The following is a 20,957-nucleotide window of genomic DNA, read 5'->3' as shown; positions in this document are numbered from 1 at the left end:
TCTACCCCTTGACCGCGCCGGACGTCAGCCCACGCAGGAAATACTTGCCAGCGAATATGTAGACCAGCAGTGTCGGCAGCCCGGCGATCATCGCGGCGGCCATATCAACGTTGTATTCCTTGGCCCCGGTGCTGGTGTTGACCAGGTTGTTCAGGGCCACGGTAATCGGCTGGGCATCGCCACTGGCGAAGACCACGCCGAACAGGAAGTCATTCCAGATTTGGGTGAACTGCCAGATCAGGCAGACCATCACGATCGGGATCGACATCGGTAGCAGGATCTTCCAGAAAATCGTGAAAAAGCCTGCGCCATCAAGGCGTGCAGCCTTGACCAGTGCATCCGGAATGCTCACGTAGTAGTTGCGGAAGAACAGCGTGGTGAACGCCAGGCCGTAGACCACGTGCACCAGCACCAAGCCAGTCGTGGTGTTCGCCAGGCCAATCTTGCCGAGGGTAAACGAGGCTGGCAGCAGCACGGTCTGGAACGGCAGGAAGCAGCCGAACAGCAGCAGGCCGAAGAACAGTTGCGAACCCCGGAAGCGCCACATCGACAGCACGTAGCCGTTCATTGCACCAATGAAGGTGGAGATCAAAACGGCTGGCACGGTGATTTTCACCGAGTTCCAAAAGTAGCTGCCCACGCTGTCCCAGGCCTTGATCCAGCCAATGCCGTCAATCACTTGCGGCCAGCTCAACAGGTTGCCGGTGCGAATGTCTTCCGGGGATTTGAAACTGGTCAGCAGCATCACCACCAGCGGGATCAGGTAGATCGCGGCGGCCAGCAGCAAGGTGGCGTAGATGGCGATGCGGCTGAAGCTCAAGGCCGGTTTGCCAAGTTGATTACTCATGGCGTTTGCCTCGCAATTCGGAGTACAGGTACGGCACCAGAATCGCCAGGATCGCGCCAAGCATCATCATGGCGCTGGCCGAACCAATGCCCATCTGGCCACGGCTGAAGGTGAAGGAATACATGAACATTGCCGGCAGGTCGGACGAGTAACCGGGACCGCCAGCCGTCATCGCCGCCACCAGGTCGAAGCTCTTGATCGCGATGTGCGCAAGGATCATGAAGGCGCTGAAGAACACCGGGCGCAGGCTCGGCAGAACGATCTTCAGGTAGATGGTCGGCAGGCTCGCGCCGTCGACTTGCGCGGCACGGATGATCGATTGATCGACACCACGAAGGCCCGCCAGGAACATCGCCATCACAAACCCGGAGGCTTGCCACACAGCGGCAATCACCAGGCAATACACCACGCGATCCTGATCCACCAGCCAGTCGAGACGGAAGCCTTCCCAACCCCAGTCACGCAGCATTTTGTCCAGGCCCAGGCCCGGGTTGAGCAGCCATTTCCACGCGGTACCGGTAACGATCATCGAGAGCGCCATCGGGTACAGGTAAACGGTGCGGATGAAGCCTTCCTTGCGAATGCGCTGATCCAGCAGCACCGCCAGGAACACCCCCAGCACCAGGCTGATGCCGATGAACATGCCGCCGAAGACCGCGAGGTTTTTGCTCGCGACCCACCAGCGATCGTTGTCCATCAGGCGGATGTATTGCTGCAGGCCGACCCATTTGTAGCTCGGCATGAAGCTGGAATTGGTGAAGGACAGAACGAATGTCCAGATGATGTAACCGTAAAAGCCAACCAGGACGATCAGCATGCTTGGCGCCAAAACCAGTTTGGGGAGCCAGCGCTGCAGTGCGTCGAACGGTGAGGCTTTGCTGAAAACCGCCACAGAGCTCATCGGGATAATCCAGGTGAAGAAGTGGAATCCGGACTGCACGCCCCCGCCGCATGAGCGGAAGCGCATGCAGGGCGGCGACAATCAGGGGTGTGCCGCAGGTTTCACCTACGGCGTTTTACGAACTTACTGAGCGGCTTTGACGGCCGATGCCAGTTGGGCGCTGGCCTTGGCCGGGTCAGCATCCTTGTCGTTCATGAAGTTGGTCACCACATCGAAGATCGCGCCCTGCACGGCCAGGGAAGTGGCCATGTTGTGCGCCATGCTCGGTTGCAGGCCGCCGGTCTTCTCGTCAGCCAGGAAGTCCTTGGCCGCCGTTTGAGCGCAAGAATCGAAGCCCAGACCGCTCATGTCGTTAAGCATGTCGGTGCGCACCGGGATCGAGCCTTTGTTGATGCTGAAGATTTTCTGGAAGTCTTTACCCAGCGCGACCTTGGCCAGGTCTTGCTGAGCGGCGATGTCGCCTTTTCGATCAGCTTTCAACTTGAACACGGCCAGCGAATCGATGTTGTAGGTGAAGGCTTTTTCGGTGCCAGGGAACGGCACGCACTGATAGTCCTTGCCCGCGACTTTCTTCGCCGCGGTCCATTCGCTTTTCGCCCAGTCGCCCATCATCTGCATCCCGGCCTTGCCGTTGATGACGTCGGCGGCGGCGATGTTCCAGTCACGACCGGCGCGGTTCGGGTCCATGTAGCCAGTGAGTTTTTTAAGCTCGGTGAACGACTTGGTCATCTCGGCACCCGAAAGGGTTTTCTGATCCAGGTCTACCAGGGCTTTTTTGTAACCGTCAGCGCCCATGACCGAGAGCACCACGTCTTCAAACACGGTGCTGTCCTGCCAAGGCTGGCCACCGTGGGCAAGCGCGATGAAGCCTGCGGCTTTGAGCTTGTCGCCGGCGGCATAGAATTCTTCGAGGGTGGTCGGGGCTTTTTCGATACCGGCTTTCTTGAAAACTTCCGGGTTGATCCACAGCCAGTTGACGCGGTGAATGTTCACCGGCACGGCGACGTAGTCACCTTCGTACTTGACGGTGTCGGAGACTTTCTTCGACAGCAGGCCATCCCAACCTTCGGACTTGGCAACGTCTTTCAGGGTATCGGTGCTGAGCAGGCCAGTGCTGCCCCACTCCTGGATGTCCGGACCTTTGATCTGTGCAACGCCCGGCGGGTTACCGGCGACGGCACGGCTTTTGAGTACGGTCATGGCCGTGGAACCGCCGCCACCGGCGACTGCGCCGTCCTTCCAGGTGAAGCCGTCTTTTTCGACTTGGGCCTTCAGAACATCGACCGCTGCCTTTTCACCACCAGAGGTCCACCAGTGAACGACTTCCACCGAACCTTTGGAATCGGCGGCAAGCGCACTCAGCGGAAATGCAGACAGGGGAAGCAGTGAGGCGAGAGAAATGACAGTAGCGAGGCGAGAAATCGCATTCATCTAGTAGTACCTTTCTTGTTGTTATGCATGCAAGTCTGGTGCTTGCGCTGCATAGGATTTTAAACAGGAGTTATCCCTTCGCAGGTAACGAAGGGACGTTCGAATGTCACCGCATGGTTACACAGGAGCGCTCTGGGATAACTGTGACAGAGCAGTCGCCATACTGGGTGCCAGAGGCAGTCGTGGGATCAATACGGCTTGCCAGGCGTGATAGAGATCAGGCTTGCCGGCCCAGATATCGGCGCTCGGACGATTCTGCGGATCGAGTTCGTGGTGCCAGCTGCCATCACATCGGTCGATGAAATGACTGTCACAGAATTCCCAGAACAGTCGGTACCAATGTTCGTACTGTTCGTCGCCAGTGCGTTTTAGCAGAGCGCTGGCGGCGGCGCTGGCTTCGCAATGAGTCCAGTGCAAACGATGGCGGACCACGGCGCGATTGTCCCAGTCGAGGGTGTAGACAATCCCAGGCAGCCCGTCGACATTCCAGCCGTGGCGGCAGTTGTGGTCGAAGAGTTTTTGCGCGTCAGTGGCCAGCCAGCCTGGCGTGAGCATTCCGGCCTGCACCCGCGCCGCTTCCAGGTGCAGTAACAGCCGCGCCCATTCGAAACCGTGACCCGGCGTGGTGCCGTAAGGGCGAAAACCGTCGGCCGGGTTGTCGTGGTTGTAGTCGCGAAGCGGCTGCCAGTCGCGATCGAAATGCTCGACCACCAGGTAATCGTTGGCGGCGGCGTGACCGTGAATCACCCGCTCGACGATGCGCTGGGCGCGGCACAGCCAGCGGTTATCTTCGGTGACATCGGCCAACGCGAGAAAGGCTTCGGTGGCGTGCATGTTGCTGTTGGCGCCGCGATAGGCCTCCTCGCAGCTGAAGTCGCGGTTGAAGGATTCGCGCATCGCGCCTTCCTCCTCGCTCCAGAAATGCGTGTCGATGACGTTGATCGCGTCATCGAGCAAAGCTTGCGCGCCGGGACGCCGGGCGACCACAGCGGAGCTGGCGGCCAAGGCGACGAAGGCATGCAGGTAAGCCGCTTTGCCGGTGTTGCCGTCGCGATGATGTGCGGCGGCGAACCAGCCACCGTGCTCGGCATCGCGCAATGGGCCGCTGAGGGCTTTGACGCCGTGATCCACGCGCTCGGCGAAACCCGGCAGACCCTGGATGTGGGCCATGGCGAAGCTGTGGGTCATGCGGGCGGTGTTCATGGTTTCGGCTTGAGCGTTGGCCGGGAGGTGGCCCTTTTCATCGAGATTGCCGAAGCCTTCGGGAAGCGTTGAAGCCTTGGCAAACGCCAGCAGACGCAGGCCTTCGGCGGCGAGCCATTGTTGATGGGCAGGTGCGTTCAGCCAACTGCTGAAAACAGGTTGGAAGGTGTCCATGGGGTACCTTTTTTGTTGTTATGACTGGGGGCAGTCTAAACAACGGCCGGGGGCGGGCTTGTAACGAAGGGGGCGAGTTATGTCACCGACTTGTGACATTTGCCCAGATTCTGTGGTGAGTGATGACCTGTGGCGAGGGAGCTTGCTCCCGCTGGACTGCGCAGCGGTCCTTCTTTTGGGGCCGCTTCGCGCCCCATCGGGAGCAAGCTCCCTCGTCACAGGGTCGGTGTCAATCCACCGACCGAGGCAACTGCAACGTCACCCTCAACCCACCTTCACGCAAATTCTGCAGGCTGACCTCTCCCCCATGGCTATGCGCAATATTTCGCGCAATCCCCAACCCCAACCCATAACCCTGCTGCTGCCCCGCCAATCGGAAGTGCGGTTCGAACACCTGCTCCATCCGCTGTTCCGGCACCCCTGGCCCCTCATCGTCGACATGCAGGATGAACGCACTCTGGTCGTCATCAATGTGCAAATGCGCTTTCTGTCCATACTTCAAGGCATTGTCGATCAGGTTGCCGATGCAACGCTTGAGCGCCAAAGGCTTACCGGGATACGCCGCCAACGCACGCCCTTGTTGAGTGACGCGACCATTGCCGTTAGGCGCCAGGTACGGCTCAACCAGGCAATCAAGCACGTGGTTAAGGTCCACCGGTTCGATGTTTTCGTGGATGTCAGTGTCTTTCACGCATTGCAGCGCGCCTTTGACCAGCAGCTCCAGCTCATCCAGATCACGGCCGAACTTGGCTTGCAGTTTTTCGTCTTCGAGCAATTCAACCCGCAGCCGCAAGCGAGTAATCGGCGTGCGCAAGTCATGGGAAATCGCGCTGAACAACTGGCTGCGCTCGGTCAGGTAGCGGCTGATGCGTTCGCGCATGGCGTTGAAGGCGCGGCCAACCTCGACCACTTCACTGCCGCCGCCCTCGGCCACTGGCTCGACTTCCGCGCCGAGTGACATGTCCCGTGCTGCCCGCGCCAAACGCTTGAGCGGACGGCTCTGCCAGTGCACCAGCAGGCCAATGAACAACAGCAAGAAGCCGCTGGTGAGCACGATGAACCAGACTTGCTGCGCCGGCAGGCCTTGTTCTTCAAGACTGGTGTAGGGTTCGGGCAACAGTGAGGCGATGTACAGCCACTCGCCCGGTGCCATCTGGATTTGGGTGACCAATACTGGCGGGTTCACCGGTTCCAGGGTCAGCGCGTAATGGGCCCAGGAGCGCGGCAATTCATCGAGTTTCAGGCCGCCGTTGAAGATCCGCAGGTCTTCGGGGCTGACGAACGTCACCGAGATATCCGTGTCCTGGCCCAGCGACTGGCGCAGCACTTCGTCCACCGCTTTGAGTACTGCTTCTTTGCGCGGGGTGATCGGCAGCACTTCCATGCCCAAGGGTTTGTCATTGAGCGTCACCACGAAACGGGTGCCGCCCATGCTGCGCAACTGGTCGAGCACCAATGGCCGAAACGCTACCGGCAGAGAGCGGAAATAACTGACGCTGGCCGTCATCGAATGGGCCAGGCTACGGGCACTGGTAACCAGCCCTTCGAGCTGGGTTGCACGCAGTTGCGAGACCCAGATCACGCTCGACAACGTCTGAGCGAACAACACCGCCAACAGCGTCAGCAGCAGCATCCGCCCAAGCAGCGATCGCGGCACGGGGATTCGTGTGGCGGCTTTGCGGAAGAACTCAGTGGCCATTGCTGGCAACCACATTGGCGGCCAGTTGGTAGCCACTGCCGCGCACGGTACGGATCAGCCGCGGCGGTTTTTCGGTGTCGCGCAGGCGCTGGCGCAAACGGCTGACGGCCATGTCGACGATGCGATCCAGCGGCATCAAATCGCGGCCACGGGTGGCGTTGCCGATGGTGTCGCGGTCGAGAATTTCCTGGGGGTGATCAAGGAACAGTTTCAGCAGCGCGAAATCGGCGCCGGAGAGAATCACTTCTTCGCCGTCGATGTGGAACAGTCGGTGACTGACCATGTCCAGGCGCCAGTCATCGAAGGCCAGCACTTCACTGCCGGAACGCTCCTGCCCGAACTGCGCGCGACGCAACAAGGCCTTGATGCGCGCCTGCAATTCACGCGGGCTGAAGGGTTTACCAAGGTAGTCGTCCGCCCCCAATTCCAGACCGATGACGCGGTCGGCCTCGTCGGAACTGGCGGTGAGCATGATGATCGGCACCTGCGCCTGACGCGGGTGCTGACGGATCCAGCGGCAGAGGCTGAAGCCGTCTTCGTCCGGGAGCATCACATCGAGGATCACCAGATCGCTCGGTGCCTCGTTCATCGCCTGACGAAAGCCTGCACCGTCGGGCGTGGTGCGAACATGGAAACCGGCGCGGGTCAGGTAGGTGTCCAGCAACTCGCGTATCTCTTGATCGTCATCGACCAACAAAATCGACTTGTTGACTGAGCTCACAGGAAGGCGTCCTTGTTATTTGAATTGGGCGGATTATGCCTGATCGAGCGTAAATCGTTGGTGTCTGTACGGACGCCTTCGCGGGCAAGCCTCGCTCCTACAGATTTTCAGCGGTCCTGTAGGAGCGAGGCTTGCCCGCGAAGGGGTCGACGCGGTCTTAAGCCTGATCGAGCGCTACCCCTGCCCCCATCAGGCCGGAATACGGCGCTGTCACCAGCCACACCGGGATGCCTTTGAAGTAATCGCTCATGCAGCCCTTATCGGCAAAGCACCGAGCAAAGCCGCTTCCGATGAAGAAATCGGCGAACCGCGGAATCACCCCGCCCACGATGTACACGCCACCCCGTCCGCCCGTGGTCAGCACGTTGTTGCCGGCCACACGACCCAGCCAGCAGCAGAACTGCTCAAGCACTTCCAGGGCAATCGGATCGCCCGCCAGACCGGCAGCGGTAATCGACTCGGGGGAATCCAGCACCGGCTCATGACCGTCCACCGCACAAATCGCCCGGTAAACCCGAGGCAAACCGCTGCCGCTCAACGCGGTTTCAGCGCTGACATGGCCGATCTCGTTGAAGATGTGTTGCCACAACTGAGTCTCCCGCGGACTGCTCAGCGGCAAATCGACGTGACCGCCCTCCCCCGGCAACGCGGCGAAACGACCTTCGCCCAGGTCCAGCAACGTGCCGACGCCCAGGCCCGTGCCGGGACCGATCACCACCGCCGGCCGCAACGGTTCCGGTGTGCCTTCGCAGACCACCCGAAACTCGTCCGGCTGCAAACGGGTCATGCCCAGCGCCATGGCCGAGAAGTCGTTGACCAGCAACAGTTGATCCACCTGCAAGGTCTTGCAGAAACCCTTGCGGCTGAGTCGCCAGTGATTGTTGGTGAACTTGAATTCATCGCCACTCACGGGACCTGCCACCGACAGGCACACCGAACCGATCGAACCCGGCGCCAGGCCAAGCCCGCTCAGGTAGAGGGCAATGGCCTCTTCCGGGCTGGCGTGAGCGGCCGTTGCCAGCACCCGGATCGATTCCAGCTGCTGGTTTTTCCACAACGCGAAACGTGCGTTGGTCCCTCCGATATCACCGACCAAAGCCAATTTCAATTAAGCGTCTCCAGGGCAGAAGTAAAGGCGCTGGCGCCTTGCTCCGCCGAGCTGAAGGCCATGCGCATGAAACCAAACAGCTCGCGACCGCTGCCGATGTTATTGCCCAACAGGCCCTTGGCAGGTTCGCGCGCCGCGAATTCTTCGGCGTCCACCTTAAGTTCCAGGGTGCCTTTGACGCCATCGACGCGGATGATATCGCCCTCTTGGACGCGCGCCAAAGCGCCGCCCACATACGCTTCGGGGCTGACGTGAATCGCCGCCGGGATTTTCCCCGACGCACCGGACATGCGCCCGTCCGTCACCAGCGCCACTTTGAAGCCGCGATCCTGCAGCACGCCGAGAAACGGCGTCATCTTGTGCAATTCCGGCATGCCGTTGGAGCGCGGACCCTGGAAACGCATCACAGCGACGAAATCCTTCTCCAGCAAACCGGCCTTGAACGCATCGGCCAAGTCCTGCTGATCCTGGAACACCATGGCCGGTGCTTCGACGATCTGGTTTTCCAGCGCCACGGCGGAAACTTTCATCACGCCACGCCCGAGGTTGCCTTCCATGACCCGCAAGCCGCCCTCTGGCGAGAATGCACGAGCGACTGGACGCAGAATGGTTTCGTCGAGGCTTTCGATCGGGCCTTCGCGCCAGACCAGTTCGCCGTTTTCGAGGAACGGTTCCATGGTGTAGCGGCTCAGGCCATGGCCCAGAACCGTGTTGACGTTTTCGTGGAGCAAGCCCGCTTCCAGCAATTCGCGGATCAGGAACGACATACCGCCCGCGGCCTGGAAGTGGTTGATGTCGGCCTTGCCGTTTGGATAGACGTGGCTCAGGGTCGGCACCACCTCGGAGAGGTCGGCCATGTCCTGCCAGGTCAATTGAATGCCCGCCGCCATGGCGATGGCCGGCATGTGCAGCGTGTGGTTGGTCGAGCCGCCGGTGGCGTGCAGGGCCACGATGGAGTTGACCAGCGAACGCTCGTCGACGATTTCGCCGATCGGCATGAAGTCGCCGCTCTGCTTGGTCAGACGCGTGACCTGATGCGCCGCTTCGCGGGTCAGGGCATCACGCAACGGCGTGTTCGGGTTGACGAAAGAGGCGCCCGGCAAGTGCAGGCCCATGACTTCCATCAGCAACTGGTTGGTGTTGGCGGTGCCGTAAAAGGTGCAGGTACCCGGGCTGTGGTAGGACTTCATCTCCGATTCCAGCAGCTCTTCGCGGCTGGCCTTGCCTTCGGCGTAGCGCTGGCGAACGTCGGCTTTCTGCTTGTTGGAAATGCCCGAGACCATCGGCCCGCCCGGCACGAAGATCGTCGGCAAGTGACCGAAGCGCAGCGCGCCCATCATCAACCCCGGCACGATCTTGTCGCAGATGCCGAGCATCAGCGCGCCGTCGAACATGTTGTGGGACAGCGCCACGGCGGTGGACAGTGCAATCACTTCGCGGCTCGGCAGGCTCAGTTCCATGCCCGGCTCGCCTTGGGTCACGCCATCGCACATGGCAGGGGTACCACCGGCGAACTGGCCAACGGAGCCGATTTCACGCAGGGCTTTTTTGATCTGTTCAGGAAAGACTTCGTACGGCTGATGCGCCGAGAGCATGTCGTTATAGGACGAAACAATCGCGATGTTCGCGGAGTTCATCATTCGCAGACTGTTCTTGTCGTCGGTGCCGCACCCGGCTACGCCGTGGGCGAAGTTGGCGCACTGCAGCTTGCCGCGCATAGGACCGTCGCTGGCAGCACCACGAATCAGTGCAAGGTAAGCCTCACGCGTGGCGCGGCTGCGGGCGATAAGCCGTTCGGTGACCTCAAGGACGCGGGGATGCATGTGTAGAACTCCAGGCTAACGGATGTGGCGACCTGATTGTCTATGCTGAACAAGTGCCGTTGTCGATGGGATGACAGACGGTTTTCTTGTTCGGTCGGACCAGTTGATTCAGGTCACTCGTTGTAGATTGAACAAAATATTGCCATTAAAAAGGCTTGTTTTCTATTTTTATGCGAATAATCTTGTAATTCCAACAACAAATCGACGGCGGCCCTGTTAAATGACTCTTCGAATCGCAATCAATGGTTTTGGCCGAATTGGCCGTAACGTCCTGCGGGCACTGTATACCCAAGGTTATCGTCAGGATCTGCAGATCGTTGCCATCAATGACTTGGGCGACAGCTCGATCAACGCTCATCTGCTCAAGTACGACACTGTTCACGGCACATTCGACGCCGATGTTCAGCATGATCTGGAAAGCTTGACCGTCAACGGCGACCGTATTTCTGTCAGCGCCATTCGTAACCCGGCCGAACTGCCCTGGGCCGCGGAAAAAATTGATGTCGTGTTCGAATGCACCGGTTTGTTCACCGACCGGGCCAAAGCCGCCGCGCATATTACGTCCGGCGCACGCAAAGTGATCATCTCGGCCCCGGCCAAAGGCGCCGACGCCACCGTGGTGTATGGCGTTAACCACGACATTCTGCGCCAATCGCACCAGATTATTTCCAATGCGTCGTGCACCACCAACTGCCTGGCCCCAGTGGCCCAGGTGCTGCACCGCGAGCTGGGCATCGAAAGCGGTTTAATGACCACTATTCACGCCTACACCAACGATCAGAACCTGACCGACGTCTACCACACCGACCCGTACCGCGCGCGTTCGGCCACCCAGAACATGATCCCGAGCAAGACCGGCGCCGCTGAAGCGGTCGGTTTGGTGCTGCCGGAACTGGCGGGCAAACTGACCGGCATGGCGGTGCGTGTTCCGGTGATCAACGTGTCGCTGGTGGACCTGACCGTGCAACTCAAGCGCGAAGCGTCGGCCGATGAAGTGAACGCACTGCTGAAAGAAGCCAGCCAGCACTCGAAGATTCTTGGCTACAACACCCTGCCGTTGGTCTCCAGCGACTTCAACCACAACCCGCTGTCGTCGATCTTCGACGCCAACCACACCAAGTCCAGCGGCAAGCTGCTCAAGGTGCTGGCCTGGTACGACAACGAATGGGGCTTCTCCAACCGCATGCTCGATAACTGCCTGGCGCTGTGCAACGCTGAATAACCCGCCGTGAAAAAGCAGGAGCAGCAACCGATGATCGGTATCAGCTTTACGCAAAAGACCATGGCGGCGCGCAAGCGTATTGCCTTGGTCGCCCATGACCACTGCAAGGTGTTTTTGCTGGACTGGGCCGAGCGGCACAAAGACAGGCTCGCACACCATGAACTGGTCGCCACCGGCACCACCGGGTTGTTGTTGCAACAACGCCTGGATTTGCCTGTGGAGAGCATGATCAGCGGTCCGTTGGGCGGCGACCAGCAACTCGGTGCGCGAATCGCCGAGCAGCGGGTCGACATGCTGGTGTTCTTCTGGGACCCGTTCGAACCACAGCCGCACGACCCGGACATCAAGGCGTTATTGCGAGTCGCGGCGGTCTGGAACATTCCCGTCGCCTGCAACGAATGCAGCGCCGACTACCTGCTCAGCAGCCCGATGATGGAGCAGGCGCACGAACATCGGATCCCCGATTACGCGACCTATCTGCTGGGCCGCGCCTAAACCTTCACAAATCAATACTTGACCATTCGAGCGGATGATAAGCATTATCATTCGCTCGAAATGGATCAGGTCCTCCCGTGAGTCAATCTCGCTTCAATCACGTCTTCATCGCCCAGCGAGTCTCTCTTCTGCGCACGTTGGAGCGGATGGTCAATAATCACAGCACCGCCGAAGACCTCCTGCAGGAGACCTACCTGCGAGTGACCCGGGCGCTCAGTGAGCGGGCCATCGATCACCTTGAACCCTTCGTTTTCCAGACCGCCCGTAACCTGGCGCTGGACCATTTGCGTGCGCGGCGCATTCAGTCCCGCACCCTGCTCGACGACGTCCCGCTGGAGGTGGTGCAGGCGGTTGCCTCACCTGTGAGTAGTGCCGAGGACGCCGCCCATGCCGAACAATTGCTTGAGCGTTTGAACGTGAGCCTCAATGAACTCAGCACCCGTCAGCAGCAGATTTTCATCCTCAGCCGTCTGCACGGGCACAGCTATCTGGAGATCGCCGAGAAGCTTGGCGTGTCATTGAGCACCGTGCAAAAGGAGCTGAAACTGATCATGGCGGTCTGCGTCGGCGTGGCCGAACGGTTAAACGGCGGCTGAGTCTGTAGGTTTATTCTCTACGAGTGAGGATGACTGCACGGACTATCGGGCTTTGCTACCCTTGCCCCACTTTCAAGCTTCATTGAAAAAACAGCCGTGCCAAGACACTGCCGAGGAAACACCGTGACGGACACGCTTCCAGTGCCTCCCCCCGCCCCCCCTCCGCCCTCCCCGGCGCGGGACCCCGCAAGTGCGATGGACCAGGCCCTGGACTGGCTGATCGTGCTGGACAGTCCGAGCGAGGAACAGACCCGACAGTTTCACGACTGGCTGGCCGCCAGTCCGTTGCATGCCGAGGCGTTCGCCAAGGCTCAGGCGATCTGGGATGGCCCGCAGGTCGTGCAATGTGCGCAAAGCTTGGCCGCCCGCCCGCCGAAAGTGACTGTCCTGTCGCGCCTGCGGCCTCACTGGAAACCGCTGGCCACTGCCGCGGTGCTGATCCTCGGTGTGTTCAGTTTCAGCAATCTGCCCATGCGTTTGCAGGCTGATCACCTGACCGTGGTCGGTGAACGTCAACGTCTGCAATTGGAGGACGGCTCGAAGGTCCTGCTCAATACCAACTCGGCCTTCTCCAGCACCATCAACGATCAAAAGCGCATTGCCCGCTTGTATCAGGGCGAAGCGTTTTTCGAGGTGGCGGGCAATCGCGGCCAGCCCCTGGAAATCGACGCTGGGCCAGTCAAGGCCAGCGTTCGGGACACCGCATTTGCGGTGCGATATCTGGACGGTGTGGCACAGGTTCGGGTGCAGCGTGGGGATGTCGACTTGCGAGCGACCCGCGACGACGCGCGAATTCGACTGTCCGCCGGAGAAAGCATCCGCATCGGCCCCAACGGTTTCGATCACCCCGCCAAACTCGATGCCGCGACCGATCTGGCGTGGGTCCAGGGTCGACTGGTGTTTGAAAACTGCCCGTTGAGCCAGGTGCTGGCGGAGCTGCGTCGTTACTATCCCGGCTGGATCATCAACAACAACGAGCAGTTGGCCGACATCGCTGTCACCGGCAATTACCGACTCGACCAGCCGCTGGACGTGGTCCGTTCGCTGGCCCACATCACCTCGGCGCGGCTTCAGGTATTCCCGGCGCTGGTCATTTTGAACTAAATGAGAATTATTTTTACTCGATAGCCAAACCCCGTACGTCTCGTTATAGCCAATGCAATTGATTCGCATTTTCGGATGCCAATTAGCACCTATAAAGATTCGTGCGACACGGAGCGCTATCGATGTCCTCTCGCCTAACCCGACAACCTTCTTCACCTTCTCGCGTGCTGTCGCTGCTGACCGCCGCCATCCTGATGGCAGGCAGCGCGCCGCTGATGGCCGCCACGGCTGCAGAGCAACCGACCCGCAACATGGGCGATTACGCGTTCGCCATCCCTCAGCAGTCGCTGGTCTCGGCACTCAATGCCTTTACCGCCGTGACAGGCTGGCAAGTTGGCTTGCCGGCAGAACTGGCTGAAGGTGTGGCCTCGCCGGGCGTGCGGGGTTCGCTGCCGCCGGAGAAAGCCCTCGATCGCCTGTTGGTGGGGACCAACCTGAGCTATCGCAAACTGGGCAATAACAACATCGTGTTGGAGAAGCGCAGCAACAGCGGCGCGCTCAACCTGGAACAGGTGACCATCAGCGCCACCCGTCAGGAACAGGACGTGAACAGCGTACCGAGCACCGTCACCGTCCAGACCCGCGAACAGCTGGACCGCAACAATGTGAATACCATAAAGGATCTGGTGCGCTACGAGCCCGGTGTTTCGGTGGGCGGTGCCGGTCAACGCGCCGGTCTCACTGGCTACAACATCCGCGGCATCGACGGCGACCGCGTACTGACCCAGATCGACGGTGTGCAGGTGCCCGACAGCTTCTTCAACGGCCCGTACGCCCAGACCAACCGCAACTACGTCGACCCCGAGATCGTCAAGCGCGTCGAGATCCTGCGCGGCCCGGCGTCGGTGCTCTACGGCAGCAACGCCATCGGCGGCGCGGTCAGCTACTACACGCTGGACCCGGACGACATCATCAAACCGGGCAAAGACGTCGGCGCACGCCTGAAGACCGGCTACAGCTCAGCCGACGACAGCTGGCTGACCTCCGGTACCGTGGCCGGTCGCTCCGGCGACTTCGACGGTCTGTTGCACTTGAGTCAGCGCAATGGTCATGAAACAGAGTCCTACGGCGAAACCGGCGGCACCGGCCTGACCCGCACCGAGGCCAACCCCGAGGACGTGCGCACCACCAACGTGCTGGCCAAGCTGGGCTGGAACTACGCCGACGATGCGCGCTTCGGTCTGACCTACGAGCACTACAAGGACGACCGCGACACCCACCAGCTGAGCGCGGTGGGCGGCCCGTTCAACGCAGGACGCGGTTTCGGCTTCTATAAATCCCGTACCGGCAACGACACCGTCGCCCGCGAACGCTTCGGTCTGGAACACAGCTTCGGCCTGGACAGCGTCCTGGCTGACAACATCAAGTGGACGCTGAACTACCAGATTGCCAAGACCGACCAGAGCACCGAAGAAATCTACGCGCCGTCGCGCACCGTGCTGCGCACCCGCGAGACCACTTACAAGGATCGCCAATGGGTGTTCGATGCCCAGGCTGACAAGTCGTTCGCCATCGCCGACACCGACCACCGTGTCACCTATGGCACCACCCTCAAACAGGACAAAGTCACCGGTCTGCGCACCGGCAGCGGCACCTGCCTGACAGTGGCCGGCGCCTGCCGGGTCATCGGTGCCGCCAGCGCTGCCGACACCCTGAAACCCGCCAGCGACTTCCCGGACCCGACCATCAACAGCTACAGCGTGTTCGCTCAGGATCAGATCAGCTGGGGCAACTGGACTTTCCTGCCCGGTGCACGCTATGACTATACCCAGCTCAAGCCACACATCACGGACGAGTTCCTGGCCACCGCCGATCAGAGCGGCAACGGTGCTGTGAGCGACGAAACAAAAACCTGGCATCGTCTATCACCCAAATTCGGCACCACCTATAGCTTCAACGACAACTACACTTGGTATGGCCAGTACGCCGAGGGCTTCCGTACTCCGACCGCCAAGGCTCTGTATGGTCGCTTCGAAAACCTGGCCGGCGGCTATCAGGTCGCGCCTAATCCCGACCTGGAGCCGGAAAAGAGCAAGAGTTATGAAACCGGTTTGCGCGGCCAGTTTGAGGCGGGCACTTTCGATATGGCGGTGTTCTACAACAAATACCGCGACTTCATCGACGAGAACGCCATCACTCCCGGCTACACCGAGACCACGTTCCAGAGCAACAACATCAAGCACGCCACCATCAAGGGTCTGGAGCTCAAGGGTCGCCTGAACCTGGATACTCTCGGTGCGCCAAACGGTCTCTACACCCAAGGTTCGGTGTCTTACCTCTATGGTCGCAACGATGACAACGGCGAGCCGCTGAACAGTATCAACCCGCTGACCGGCGTGTTCGGTCTGGGTTATGACCAGGACAACTACGGTGCCCTGTTGAGCTGGACACTGGTTAAACGCAAGACCCGCGTCGACAGCACCAGCTTCAAAACCCCGGACGGCACCAGCACCCAGTTCAAGACCCCGGGCTATGGCGTGCTCGACCTGGCCGGTTTCTACAAGGTGACCGACGATGTAACCGTCAACGCCGGCCTCTACAACCTGACCAACAAAAAGTATTGGCAGTGGGACGACGTGCGCGGTTACGACAGCGTCGGCGAAGCCTCGGTGACGCAACCGGCCAACCTCGATCGCCTGACTCAACCGGGTCGCAACTTCGCGGTCAATCTGGTCTGGGACATCTGACCTGATTCACCTCACGGCGCAGCGTTATAGAAGCAGCGCCGGGAGGATTTTTTACTGTCCGGCGCCCCGTCATTCGTCTCGTTACCAAGCGCCTCTTTTTCTCAAGGACTTCTCATGACCACTCAGGACACTGCTCAACGCCCGACTCTGCGTTCGCAACGCTTGAACCAGATCACCCATGAACCTCACACCCAACTCGATGCGCTGGTCAAAACGCACGCACCGTTTGAAACCCAGGCCAACTTCGCGCGTTTCGTGGTGGCGCAGTATTTGTTTCAGTCAGAACTGGTGTCGCTGTACAACGATGCCGAGCTGACGTCCATCGTTGCGGACCTGCCAGCCCGCTGCCGTGCTGAAGCGGCCAAGGCCGACCTGGCTGATCTGGACACTGAAGTGCCGGCGCCCGTCGCAGGTGCCGTGAAGGATCCTACCAAAGCCGAGGCCCTGGGTTGGCTCTTCGTGTCTGAAGGCTCGAAACTCGGTGCGGCGTTCCTGATCAAGCGTGCCGTGGGCCTGGGGTTGAGCGAAACCTTCGGCGCTCGTCACCTCGCGGAACCGGCCGGTGGCCGCGCCGAAGGCTGGAAAAGTTTCGTCAAAACCCTCGATGGGCTGGCGTTCAGCGCTCAGGAAGAAGCCGAAGTGGAGAAAGGCGCAATCAATGCGTTCAACCGCTTTACCGTGCTGCTGGAACAGGCTTACGCCTCCACCCCTGAACTCGCCTGACATGCTTTTCGTAGGAGCGAGCGGTGCGGCGATCCGACTTGCCCGCGAAGAACGATAACGCGGTCTGTCTGAAAATCCGCGGCGCTTTCTTCGCGGGCAAGTCGGATCGCCGCACCGCTCGCTCCTACAAGTCAACCGTAGACCTTATGAGCACCACTTCAAAACTCGCACGAATCCTCTTCGGTCTGCTGGCCTACGTCAGCCTGGGCATCGGCCTGATCGCCATCGTCGTACCTGGCCTGCCGACCACCGAGTTCATCCTGCTGGCCGCCTGGTCTGCAACCAAAAGTTCGCCGCGCCTGAGTGCCTGGCTGGAAAACCACCGGCTGTTCGGACCGATCCTGTGTAACTGGCGCAACGGCAAAATCATCGCCCGCCGAGCCAAGGTCAGCGCCACCGTCAGCATGCTGCTGTGCGCCGGGTTGATGCTGGTGATGCTCGATCATGGCTGGCCGATTTACCTGGCCATCACCGGCATGAGCCTGGGTAATGTGTGGATCTGGTCACGGCCGGAATCGTTGCCGACAATCTCCTGAATTTCTGTCATTTTCAGGGCATTTTCCTGCGCAAACGTTCACGTATTACCGTTCGTCGGTTTTGCGTTCATGCAACCTCCGCCCCCGCCGATGTGCATGAAATGGCGCTAAATGGACTTGGCAAGCCGGGTCGATCCCGACTCACAGCCAATACCTCATCCATTCGCGAGTTCGTCCTATGTTCGACTCTCTCTCCATCCGCCTGAAAATTGTCCTGCTGTCCGGTCTGTGCCTGCTTGGCGTGGTCGTCTTGATCGTCGGCATGAACCTCTACCAGACCGATCAGAACGATGAACTGGTCAGTGCCTCCAGCAGCAAGATGCTCACCGCCAGTGTGCAGAACTTGCTCCATGCCAAGGCCGCCGAGCAAGCGGTGCGGGTGCAGAAGACCTTCGGCGAAAGCCTGCTGGTGGTGACCTCCCTGGCCGATCAGATCAAGGACTTGCGCAGCATGGCGAGCAAGCGCTCCCTTGAAGCTGGCGCCCTGCGCGAAGAGTTGAACCAGAGCCTGAAAACCGCTTTCGAGCGCAACAGCAAAGTGCTGGGGATTTGGCTGGCGTTCGAACCCAACGGGCTGGACGGCAAAGACAGCGAGTTCGCCAACGATGCGGCTCGCCAGTCCAACGAAGTCGGTCGTTTCGCCAGCTACTGGAGCCGTGCCGGCGGTGCCGGGATCAACACGATCATGGTCGAAGACGACATGACCAAAACCACCTTGAGCCTCAGCGGCACACCCTATAACAGCTGGTACACCTGCCCTCGCGACAGCAAGCGCACCTGCCTGCTTGACCCGTATGCCGATACCGTCGCCGGCAAGGAAATGCTGATGACCACCATTTCCGTACCGCTGCTGGTGGATGGCAAATCCATCGGCGTGGTCGGTGTGGACATTGCCCTCGACGCGCTGCAAGCGGCAGCTGTCGACTCCCAACGTGATCTGTTCAACAGCGCCGGGCACATGCTGATCGTCTCCGGCAGCGGCGTGCTCGCTGGCTACAGTGTGGACGCGAGCAAGGTCGGCAAAAGCATCGGCGACACCCTGGGTGCAGACGGCAAGGACGTCCTGCAACTGCTCAGCGGTGGTACGCCGAAGATCCTCGAACAGGGCGACCTGATTCGCGCGGTGTACCCGGTCAGTCCGATTGCCGAGTCCAAAGCCTGGGGCGTGGTGATCGACCTGCCGAAACAAGTGCTGCTGGCCGACTCGGTAAAGTTGCAAGCCGTACTCGATGACGCCCAGCAAAGCGGCACAATCAAAGCGGTGTTGGTGGCGGTCATTGCCGGCCTGGTCGGACTGTTGCTGATCTGGCTCACGGCGTCCGGCGTGACTCGGCCGATCAATAGCGTGGCCGAGATGCTCAAGGCGATTGCCAGCGGCGACGGCGACCTGACTCAGCGTCTGCACTACAGCAAGAAAGACGAACTGGGCGAACTGGTGAGCTGGTTCAACCGTTTCCTCGACAAGCTGCAACCGACCATCGCGCAGATCAAACAAAGCATCACCGATGCGCGCGGCACGGCCGACCAGTCCTCTGAAATCGCCCGCCAGACCAGCGAAGGCATGCAGGTGCAGTTCCGCGAAATCGACCAGGTCGCCACCGCGTCCAACGAAATGAGCGCCACCGCCCACGACGTCGCCAACAGTGCCTCGAACGCGGCTAACGCGGCCAAAGGTGCTGACCAATCGGCGCGTGACGGCATGTCGATCATCGAACGCAGCACCCGCGACATCAACCAACTGGCCGACGAAGTCAGCAAAGCGGTGACCGAAGTCGAAGCGCTGGCGGTCAACAGCGAGCAGATCGGCTCGGTGCTGGAAGTGATCCGCAGCATCGCCGAACAAACCAACCTGCTGGCGCTCAACGCGGCGATTGAAGCGGCCCGTGCCGGCGAAAGCGGTCGCGGGTTTGCGGTGGTCGCCGATGAAGTGCGCAACCTGGCCAAACGAACACAGGATTCGGTGGAAGAAATTCGCATCGTGATCGAACGCATCCAGACCGGCACCCGCGGCGTGGTTGCCACCATGCATTCGAGCCAGACCCAGGCCCACAGCAACGCCGGACAGATCCAGCAAGCAGTGCAGGCCTTGAGCAAAATCAGCGACGCGGTGACGGTCATCAGCGACATGAACCTGCAAATCGCCAGCGCCGCCGAACAGCAGAGCGCCGTGGCCGAAGAGGTCAACCGCAACGTCTCGGCGATCCGCACCGTCACCGAAACCTTGACCGGACAGGCCACCCAGTCAGCGCAGATCAGCAGCCAGCTCAACTCGTTGACCACCCATCAGATGAAATTGATGGATCAGTTCAGGGTGTAATGATCGTTCCCACGCTCTGCGTGGGAATGCAGCCAGGGACGCTCTGCGTCCCCAAAGCGGACGCGGAGCGTCACTAGTGTCCGGTAAAAAACGAGGGGGGAGCTTGCTCCCCCTTGCTGTTGGCGGCTGTGAAGCATAATCGGTTTTTTCAGACTCGATTTTGACTTATGTTTTCCAGCACCCGTTTAAGCCAACTACTCAGTGCGATCCCGCGCCAGTTTTTCCAGCAATCCATCGAAACACACCAAGCTGATCGCTACGTCAAACGCTGCACGACCTGGCAATTGCTGGTGACACTGATCAGCGGCCATTTGACCCGAGCCTCAAGCCTGCGATCCTTGGCGACTATCTCCGAAAATTTCGGCCCGCATAGCTACCATCTTAATGCCGGCCCTATTGCCCGCTCGACAATGTCCGATGCCTTGAACAAGCGTGACTACCGGCCATTACAGGACCTTTGTGGGTACCTGATGAGCGCCGTCAGCCGCCAGCAGCGCAAGGAGGTCGGGGCCATGGTTAGCCTGATTGACTCCACGTCGATCACCTTGCGCGGACCTCACTTCGATGGCTGGACAGCCGCGACGAAAACCCGCATCACCCAAGGCCTCAAAGTGCATGTCGGGCTGGATCTGGCGCAGCTGGCCCCGGTGTACGTGAACATTACGCCTGCCAACGTCAACGACCTGAGCGATGCACTGGAAATGCCGATCCAGACCGGCATGACGTATGTTTTCGACAAGGGCTACTGCGATTACAACTGGTGGCACGAGTTGCAGACCAAAGGTGCTTTTTTCGTCACCCGCCTGAAGAAAAACGCCAATATCAAAGTGCTGCATGAGCACTCGACCGTGACTGAGCAAAGCTCGGTCATGACCGATGAAGTCGTCCAGTTTGGCAAAAAGCATTTGGCCGGCAAACGCCTGAACGACTATTGGGAAAAGTCGGTAAGACGCGTCGTGGTTGAGCGCGAGGGGCATGCGACGCCGTTAGTTCTGGTGACCAACGACTTCACGAGGACAGCTGAAGAAATCGCGTCCTTGTACAAAGATCGTTGGCAGATCGAGCTATTTTTCAAGTGGATCAAACAACATCTGAAGCTCAAACGCTTTTATGCCTACTCCGAAAATGCGGTGCGTTTGCAGATTTACAGTGCCTTGATCAGCTATCTGTTACTGCAAATACTCCATCGTCGCTCAGGATTTACCGGCTCGTTGTTCGAACTGACGGTTCGCATAGTTCATGTCCTGTTTGAACGGCCCGGAACCCCAGTATTGAGGGATCGACGAAGGCAGGAGCGAGAAAAGTTGAAGGCTGCCCAAGGCAGCCTTCAACTATGAAGCATGTTTACCGGACACTAGTGACGCGGAGCG

General features: G+C 59.9%; 18 protein-coding genes and 1 pseudogene. 11 read left to right on the top strand and 8 right to left on the bottom strand.

Going from position 1 to position 20,957, the window contains the following annotated elements; all coding sequences use genetic code 11:
• Position 1: 1 nt before the first annotated feature.
• Together ACYZT0_RS03455 and ACYZT0_RS03450 are read right to left on the bottom strand one after the other, a co-directional pair.
• A complete protein-coding gene (locus ACYZT0_RS03455) occupies positions 2-847 on the bottom strand; it encodes a carbohydrate ABC transporter permease (RefSeq protein ID WP_282377279.1) in 846 nt (281 codons plus the stop codon).
• Positions 840-1,748: a carbohydrate ABC transporter permease gene (locus ACYZT0_RS03450; protein ID WP_007902369.1), complete on the bottom strand. Its 909-nt coding sequence runs from the start codon at positions 1,746-1,748 to the stop codon at positions 840-842. The genes ACYZT0_RS03455 and ACYZT0_RS03450 overlap by 8 nt, the downstream gene beginning before the upstream one ends.
• On the opposite strand from ACYZT0_RS03450, the gene ACYZT0_RS03445 reads away from it, so the two are divergent.
• On the top strand, positions 1,663-1,878 hold the full coding sequence (locus tag ACYZT0_RS03445) for a hypothetical protein (protein WP_462046663.1): 216 nt from the start codon (positions 1,663-1,665) through the stop codon (positions 1,876-1,878). The genes ACYZT0_RS03450 and ACYZT0_RS03445 overlap by 86 nt on opposite strands.
• Here ACYZT0_RS03445 and ACYZT0_RS03440 read toward each other — a convergent pair.
• The 6 genes from ACYZT0_RS03440 to edd form a co-directional block, all read right to left on the bottom strand.
• Positions 1,872-3,179, bottom strand: a complete 1,308-nt coding sequence (locus ACYZT0_RS03440) for an ABC transporter substrate-binding protein (RefSeq protein WP_462044633.1) — start codon at positions 3,177-3,179, stop codon at positions 1,872-1,874. The two genes, ACYZT0_RS03445 and ACYZT0_RS03440, sit on opposite strands and share 7 nt — an antisense overlap.
• 117 nt (positions 3,180-3,296) lie before the next feature.
• Positions 3,297-4,556 carry a D-mannose isomerase gene (locus ACYZT0_RS03435; protein WP_462044632.1) on the bottom strand — a complete coding sequence of 420 codons (1,260 nt, stop codon included), beginning with the start codon at positions 4,554-4,556 and terminating at the stop codon, positions 3,297-3,299.
• 229 nt (positions 4,557-4,785) lie between these two features.
• Complete coding sequence (locus ACYZT0_RS03430) at positions 4,786-6,255, bottom strand: ATP-binding protein (protein ID WP_462044631.1); 1,470 nt, start codon at positions 6,253-6,255, stop codon at positions 4,786-4,788.
• Positions 6,245-6,976 (bottom strand): response regulator, encoded by a 732-nt coding sequence (locus tag ACYZT0_RS03425; protein ID WP_462044630.1) that lies wholly within the window; start codon positions 6,974-6,976, stop codon positions 6,245-6,247. The genes ACYZT0_RS03430 and ACYZT0_RS03425 overlap by 11 nt, the downstream gene beginning before the upstream one ends.
• 157 nt (positions 6,977-7,133) lie before the next feature.
• Positions 7,134-8,084 carry a glucokinase gene (locus ACYZT0_RS03420; RefSeq protein WP_462044629.1) on the bottom strand — a complete coding sequence of 317 codons (951 nt, stop codon included), beginning with the start codon at positions 8,082-8,084 and terminating at the stop codon, positions 7,134-7,136.
• On the bottom strand, positions 8,081-9,907 hold the full coding sequence (gene edd, locus ACYZT0_RS03415) for a phosphogluconate dehydratase (RefSeq protein ID WP_462030798.1): 1,827 nt from the start codon (positions 9,905-9,907) through the stop codon (positions 8,081-8,083). The genes ACYZT0_RS03420 and edd overlap by 4 nt, the downstream gene beginning before the upstream one ends.
• Positions 9,908-10,127: 220 nt before the next feature.
• On the opposite strand from edd, the gene gap reads away from it, so the two are divergent.
• The 10 genes and pseudogenes from gap (at position 10,128) to ACYZT0_RS03365 (ending at position 20,924) form a co-directional block, all read left to right on the top strand.
• On the top strand, positions 10,128-11,129 hold the full coding sequence (gene gap / locus ACYZT0_RS03410) for a type I glyceraldehyde-3-phosphate dehydrogenase (RefSeq protein ID WP_462044628.1): 1,002 nt from the start codon (positions 10,128-10,130) through the stop codon (positions 11,127-11,129).
• 30 nt (positions 11,130-11,159) lie between these two features.
• A complete protein-coding gene (locus tag ACYZT0_RS03405; RefSeq protein ID WP_462044627.1) occupies positions 11,160-11,624 on the top strand; it encodes a methylglyoxal synthase in 465 nt (154 codons plus the stop codon).
• A gap of 77 nt (positions 11,625-11,701) precedes the next feature.
• Positions 11,702-12,220 (top strand): RNA polymerase sigma factor, encoded by a 519-nt coding sequence (locus ACYZT0_RS03400; protein WP_462044626.1) that lies wholly within the window; start codon positions 11,702-11,704, stop codon positions 12,218-12,220.
• A 195-nt stretch (positions 12,221-12,415) separates the two neighbouring features.
• Positions 12,416-13,324: a FecR family protein gene (locus ACYZT0_RS03395; protein WP_462044625.1), complete on the top strand. Its 909-nt coding sequence runs from the start codon at positions 12,416-12,418 to the stop codon at positions 13,322-13,324.
• Positions 13,325-13,446: 122 nt separating this feature from the next.
• Positions 13,447-16,011, top strand: coding sequence for a TonB-dependent receptor (locus ACYZT0_RS03390; RefSeq protein ID WP_462044624.1), 2,565 nt, complete (start codon positions 13,447-13,449; stop codon positions 16,009-16,011).
• Between the two features lie 114 nt (positions 16,012-16,125).
• Entirely contained in the window at positions 16,126-16,734 is a 609-nt protein-coding gene (locus ACYZT0_RS03385; RefSeq protein WP_462044623.1) for a biliverdin-producing heme oxygenase, read from the top strand.
• Between the two features lie 146 nt (positions 16,735-16,880).
• Positions 16,881-17,270, top strand: coding sequence for a YbaN family protein (locus ACYZT0_RS03380; protein WP_462046500.1), 390 nt, complete (start codon positions 16,881-16,883; stop codon positions 17,268-17,270).
• A gap of 178 nt (positions 17,271-17,448) precedes the next feature.
• Positions 17,449-18,729 (top strand): annotated as a pseudogene (locus ACYZT0_RS03375) (methyl-accepting chemotaxis protein); the annotation flags it as partial.
• A 102-nt stretch (positions 18,730-18,831) separates the two neighbouring features.
• Entirely contained in the window at positions 18,832-19,587 is a 756-nt protein-coding gene (locus tag ACYZT0_RS03370) for a methyl-accepting chemotaxis protein (protein WP_462046499.1), read from the top strand.
• 167 nt (positions 19,588-19,754) lie between these two features.
• On the top strand, positions 19,755-20,924 hold the full coding sequence (locus ACYZT0_RS03365) for an IS4 family transposase (RefSeq protein ID WP_462041955.1): 1,170 nt from the start codon (positions 19,755-19,757) through the stop codon (positions 20,922-20,924).
• Positions 20,925-20,957 lie beyond the last annotated feature (33 nt).

It is taken from the genome of Pseudomonas sp. ZS1P83 (genome assembly GCF_054897825.1).
The sequence above is the reverse complement of the archived record's forward strand: the minus strand, read 5'-3'. Positions and strand labels throughout refer to the sequence as shown.

Excerpts from the sequence above, each read along its gene's own strand:
- ACYZT0_RS03455 (WP_282377279.1), bottom strand. The coding sequence starts at position 847 with ATGAGTAATCAACTTGGCAAACCGGCCTTGAGCTTCAGCCGCATCGCC.
- ACYZT0_RS03445 (WP_462046663.1), top strand. The coding sequence starts at position 1,663 with ATGCTTGGCGCCAAAACCAGTTTGGGGAGCCAGCGCTGCAGTGCGTCG.
- ACYZT0_RS03450 (WP_007902369.1), bottom strand. The coding sequence starts at position 1,748 with ATGAGCTCTGTGGCGGTTTTCAGCAAAGCCTCACCGTTCGACGCACTG.
- ACYZT0_RS03440 (WP_462044633.1), bottom strand. The coding sequence starts at position 3,179 with ATGAATGCGATTTCTCGCCTCGCTACTGTCATTTCTCTCGCCTCACTG.
- ACYZT0_RS03435 (WP_462044632.1), bottom strand. The coding sequence starts at position 4,556 with ATGGACACCTTCCAACCTGTTTTCAGCAGTTGGCTGAACGCACCTGCC.
- ACYZT0_RS03430 (WP_462044631.1), bottom strand. The coding sequence starts at position 6,255 with ATGGCCACTGAGTTCTTCCGCAAAGCCGCCACACGAATCCCCGTGCCG.
- edd (WP_462030798.1), bottom strand. The coding sequence starts at position 9,907 with ATGCATCCCCGCGTCCTTGAGGTCACCGAACGGCTTATCGCCCGCAGC.
- gap (WP_462044628.1), top strand. The coding sequence starts at position 10,128 with ATGACTCTTCGAATCGCAATCAATGGTTTTGGCCGAATTGGCCGTAAC.
- ACYZT0_RS03405 (WP_462044627.1), top strand. The coding sequence starts at position 11,160 with ATGATCGGTATCAGCTTTACGCAAAAGACCATGGCGGCGCGCAAGCGT.
- ACYZT0_RS03395 (WP_462044625.1), top strand. The coding sequence starts at position 12,416 with ATGGACCAGGCCCTGGACTGGCTGATCGTGCTGGACAGTCCGAGCGAG.
- ACYZT0_RS03390 (WP_462044624.1), top strand. The coding sequence starts at position 13,447 with ATGTCCTCTCGCCTAACCCGACAACCTTCTTCACCTTCTCGCGTGCTG.
- ACYZT0_RS03385 (WP_462044623.1), top strand. The coding sequence starts at position 16,126 with ATGACCACTCAGGACACTGCTCAACGCCCGACTCTGCGTTCGCAACGC.
- ACYZT0_RS03380 (WP_462046500.1), top strand. The coding sequence starts at position 16,881 with ATGAGCACCACTTCAAAACTCGCACGAATCCTCTTCGGTCTGCTGGCC.
- ACYZT0_RS03370 (WP_462046499.1), top strand. The coding sequence starts at position 18,832 with ATGCAGGTGCAGTTCCGCGAAATCGACCAGGTCGCCACCGCGTCCAAC.
- ACYZT0_RS03365 (WP_462041955.1), top strand. The coding sequence starts at position 19,755 with ATGTTTTCCAGCACCCGTTTAAGCCAACTACTCAGTGCGATCCCGCGC.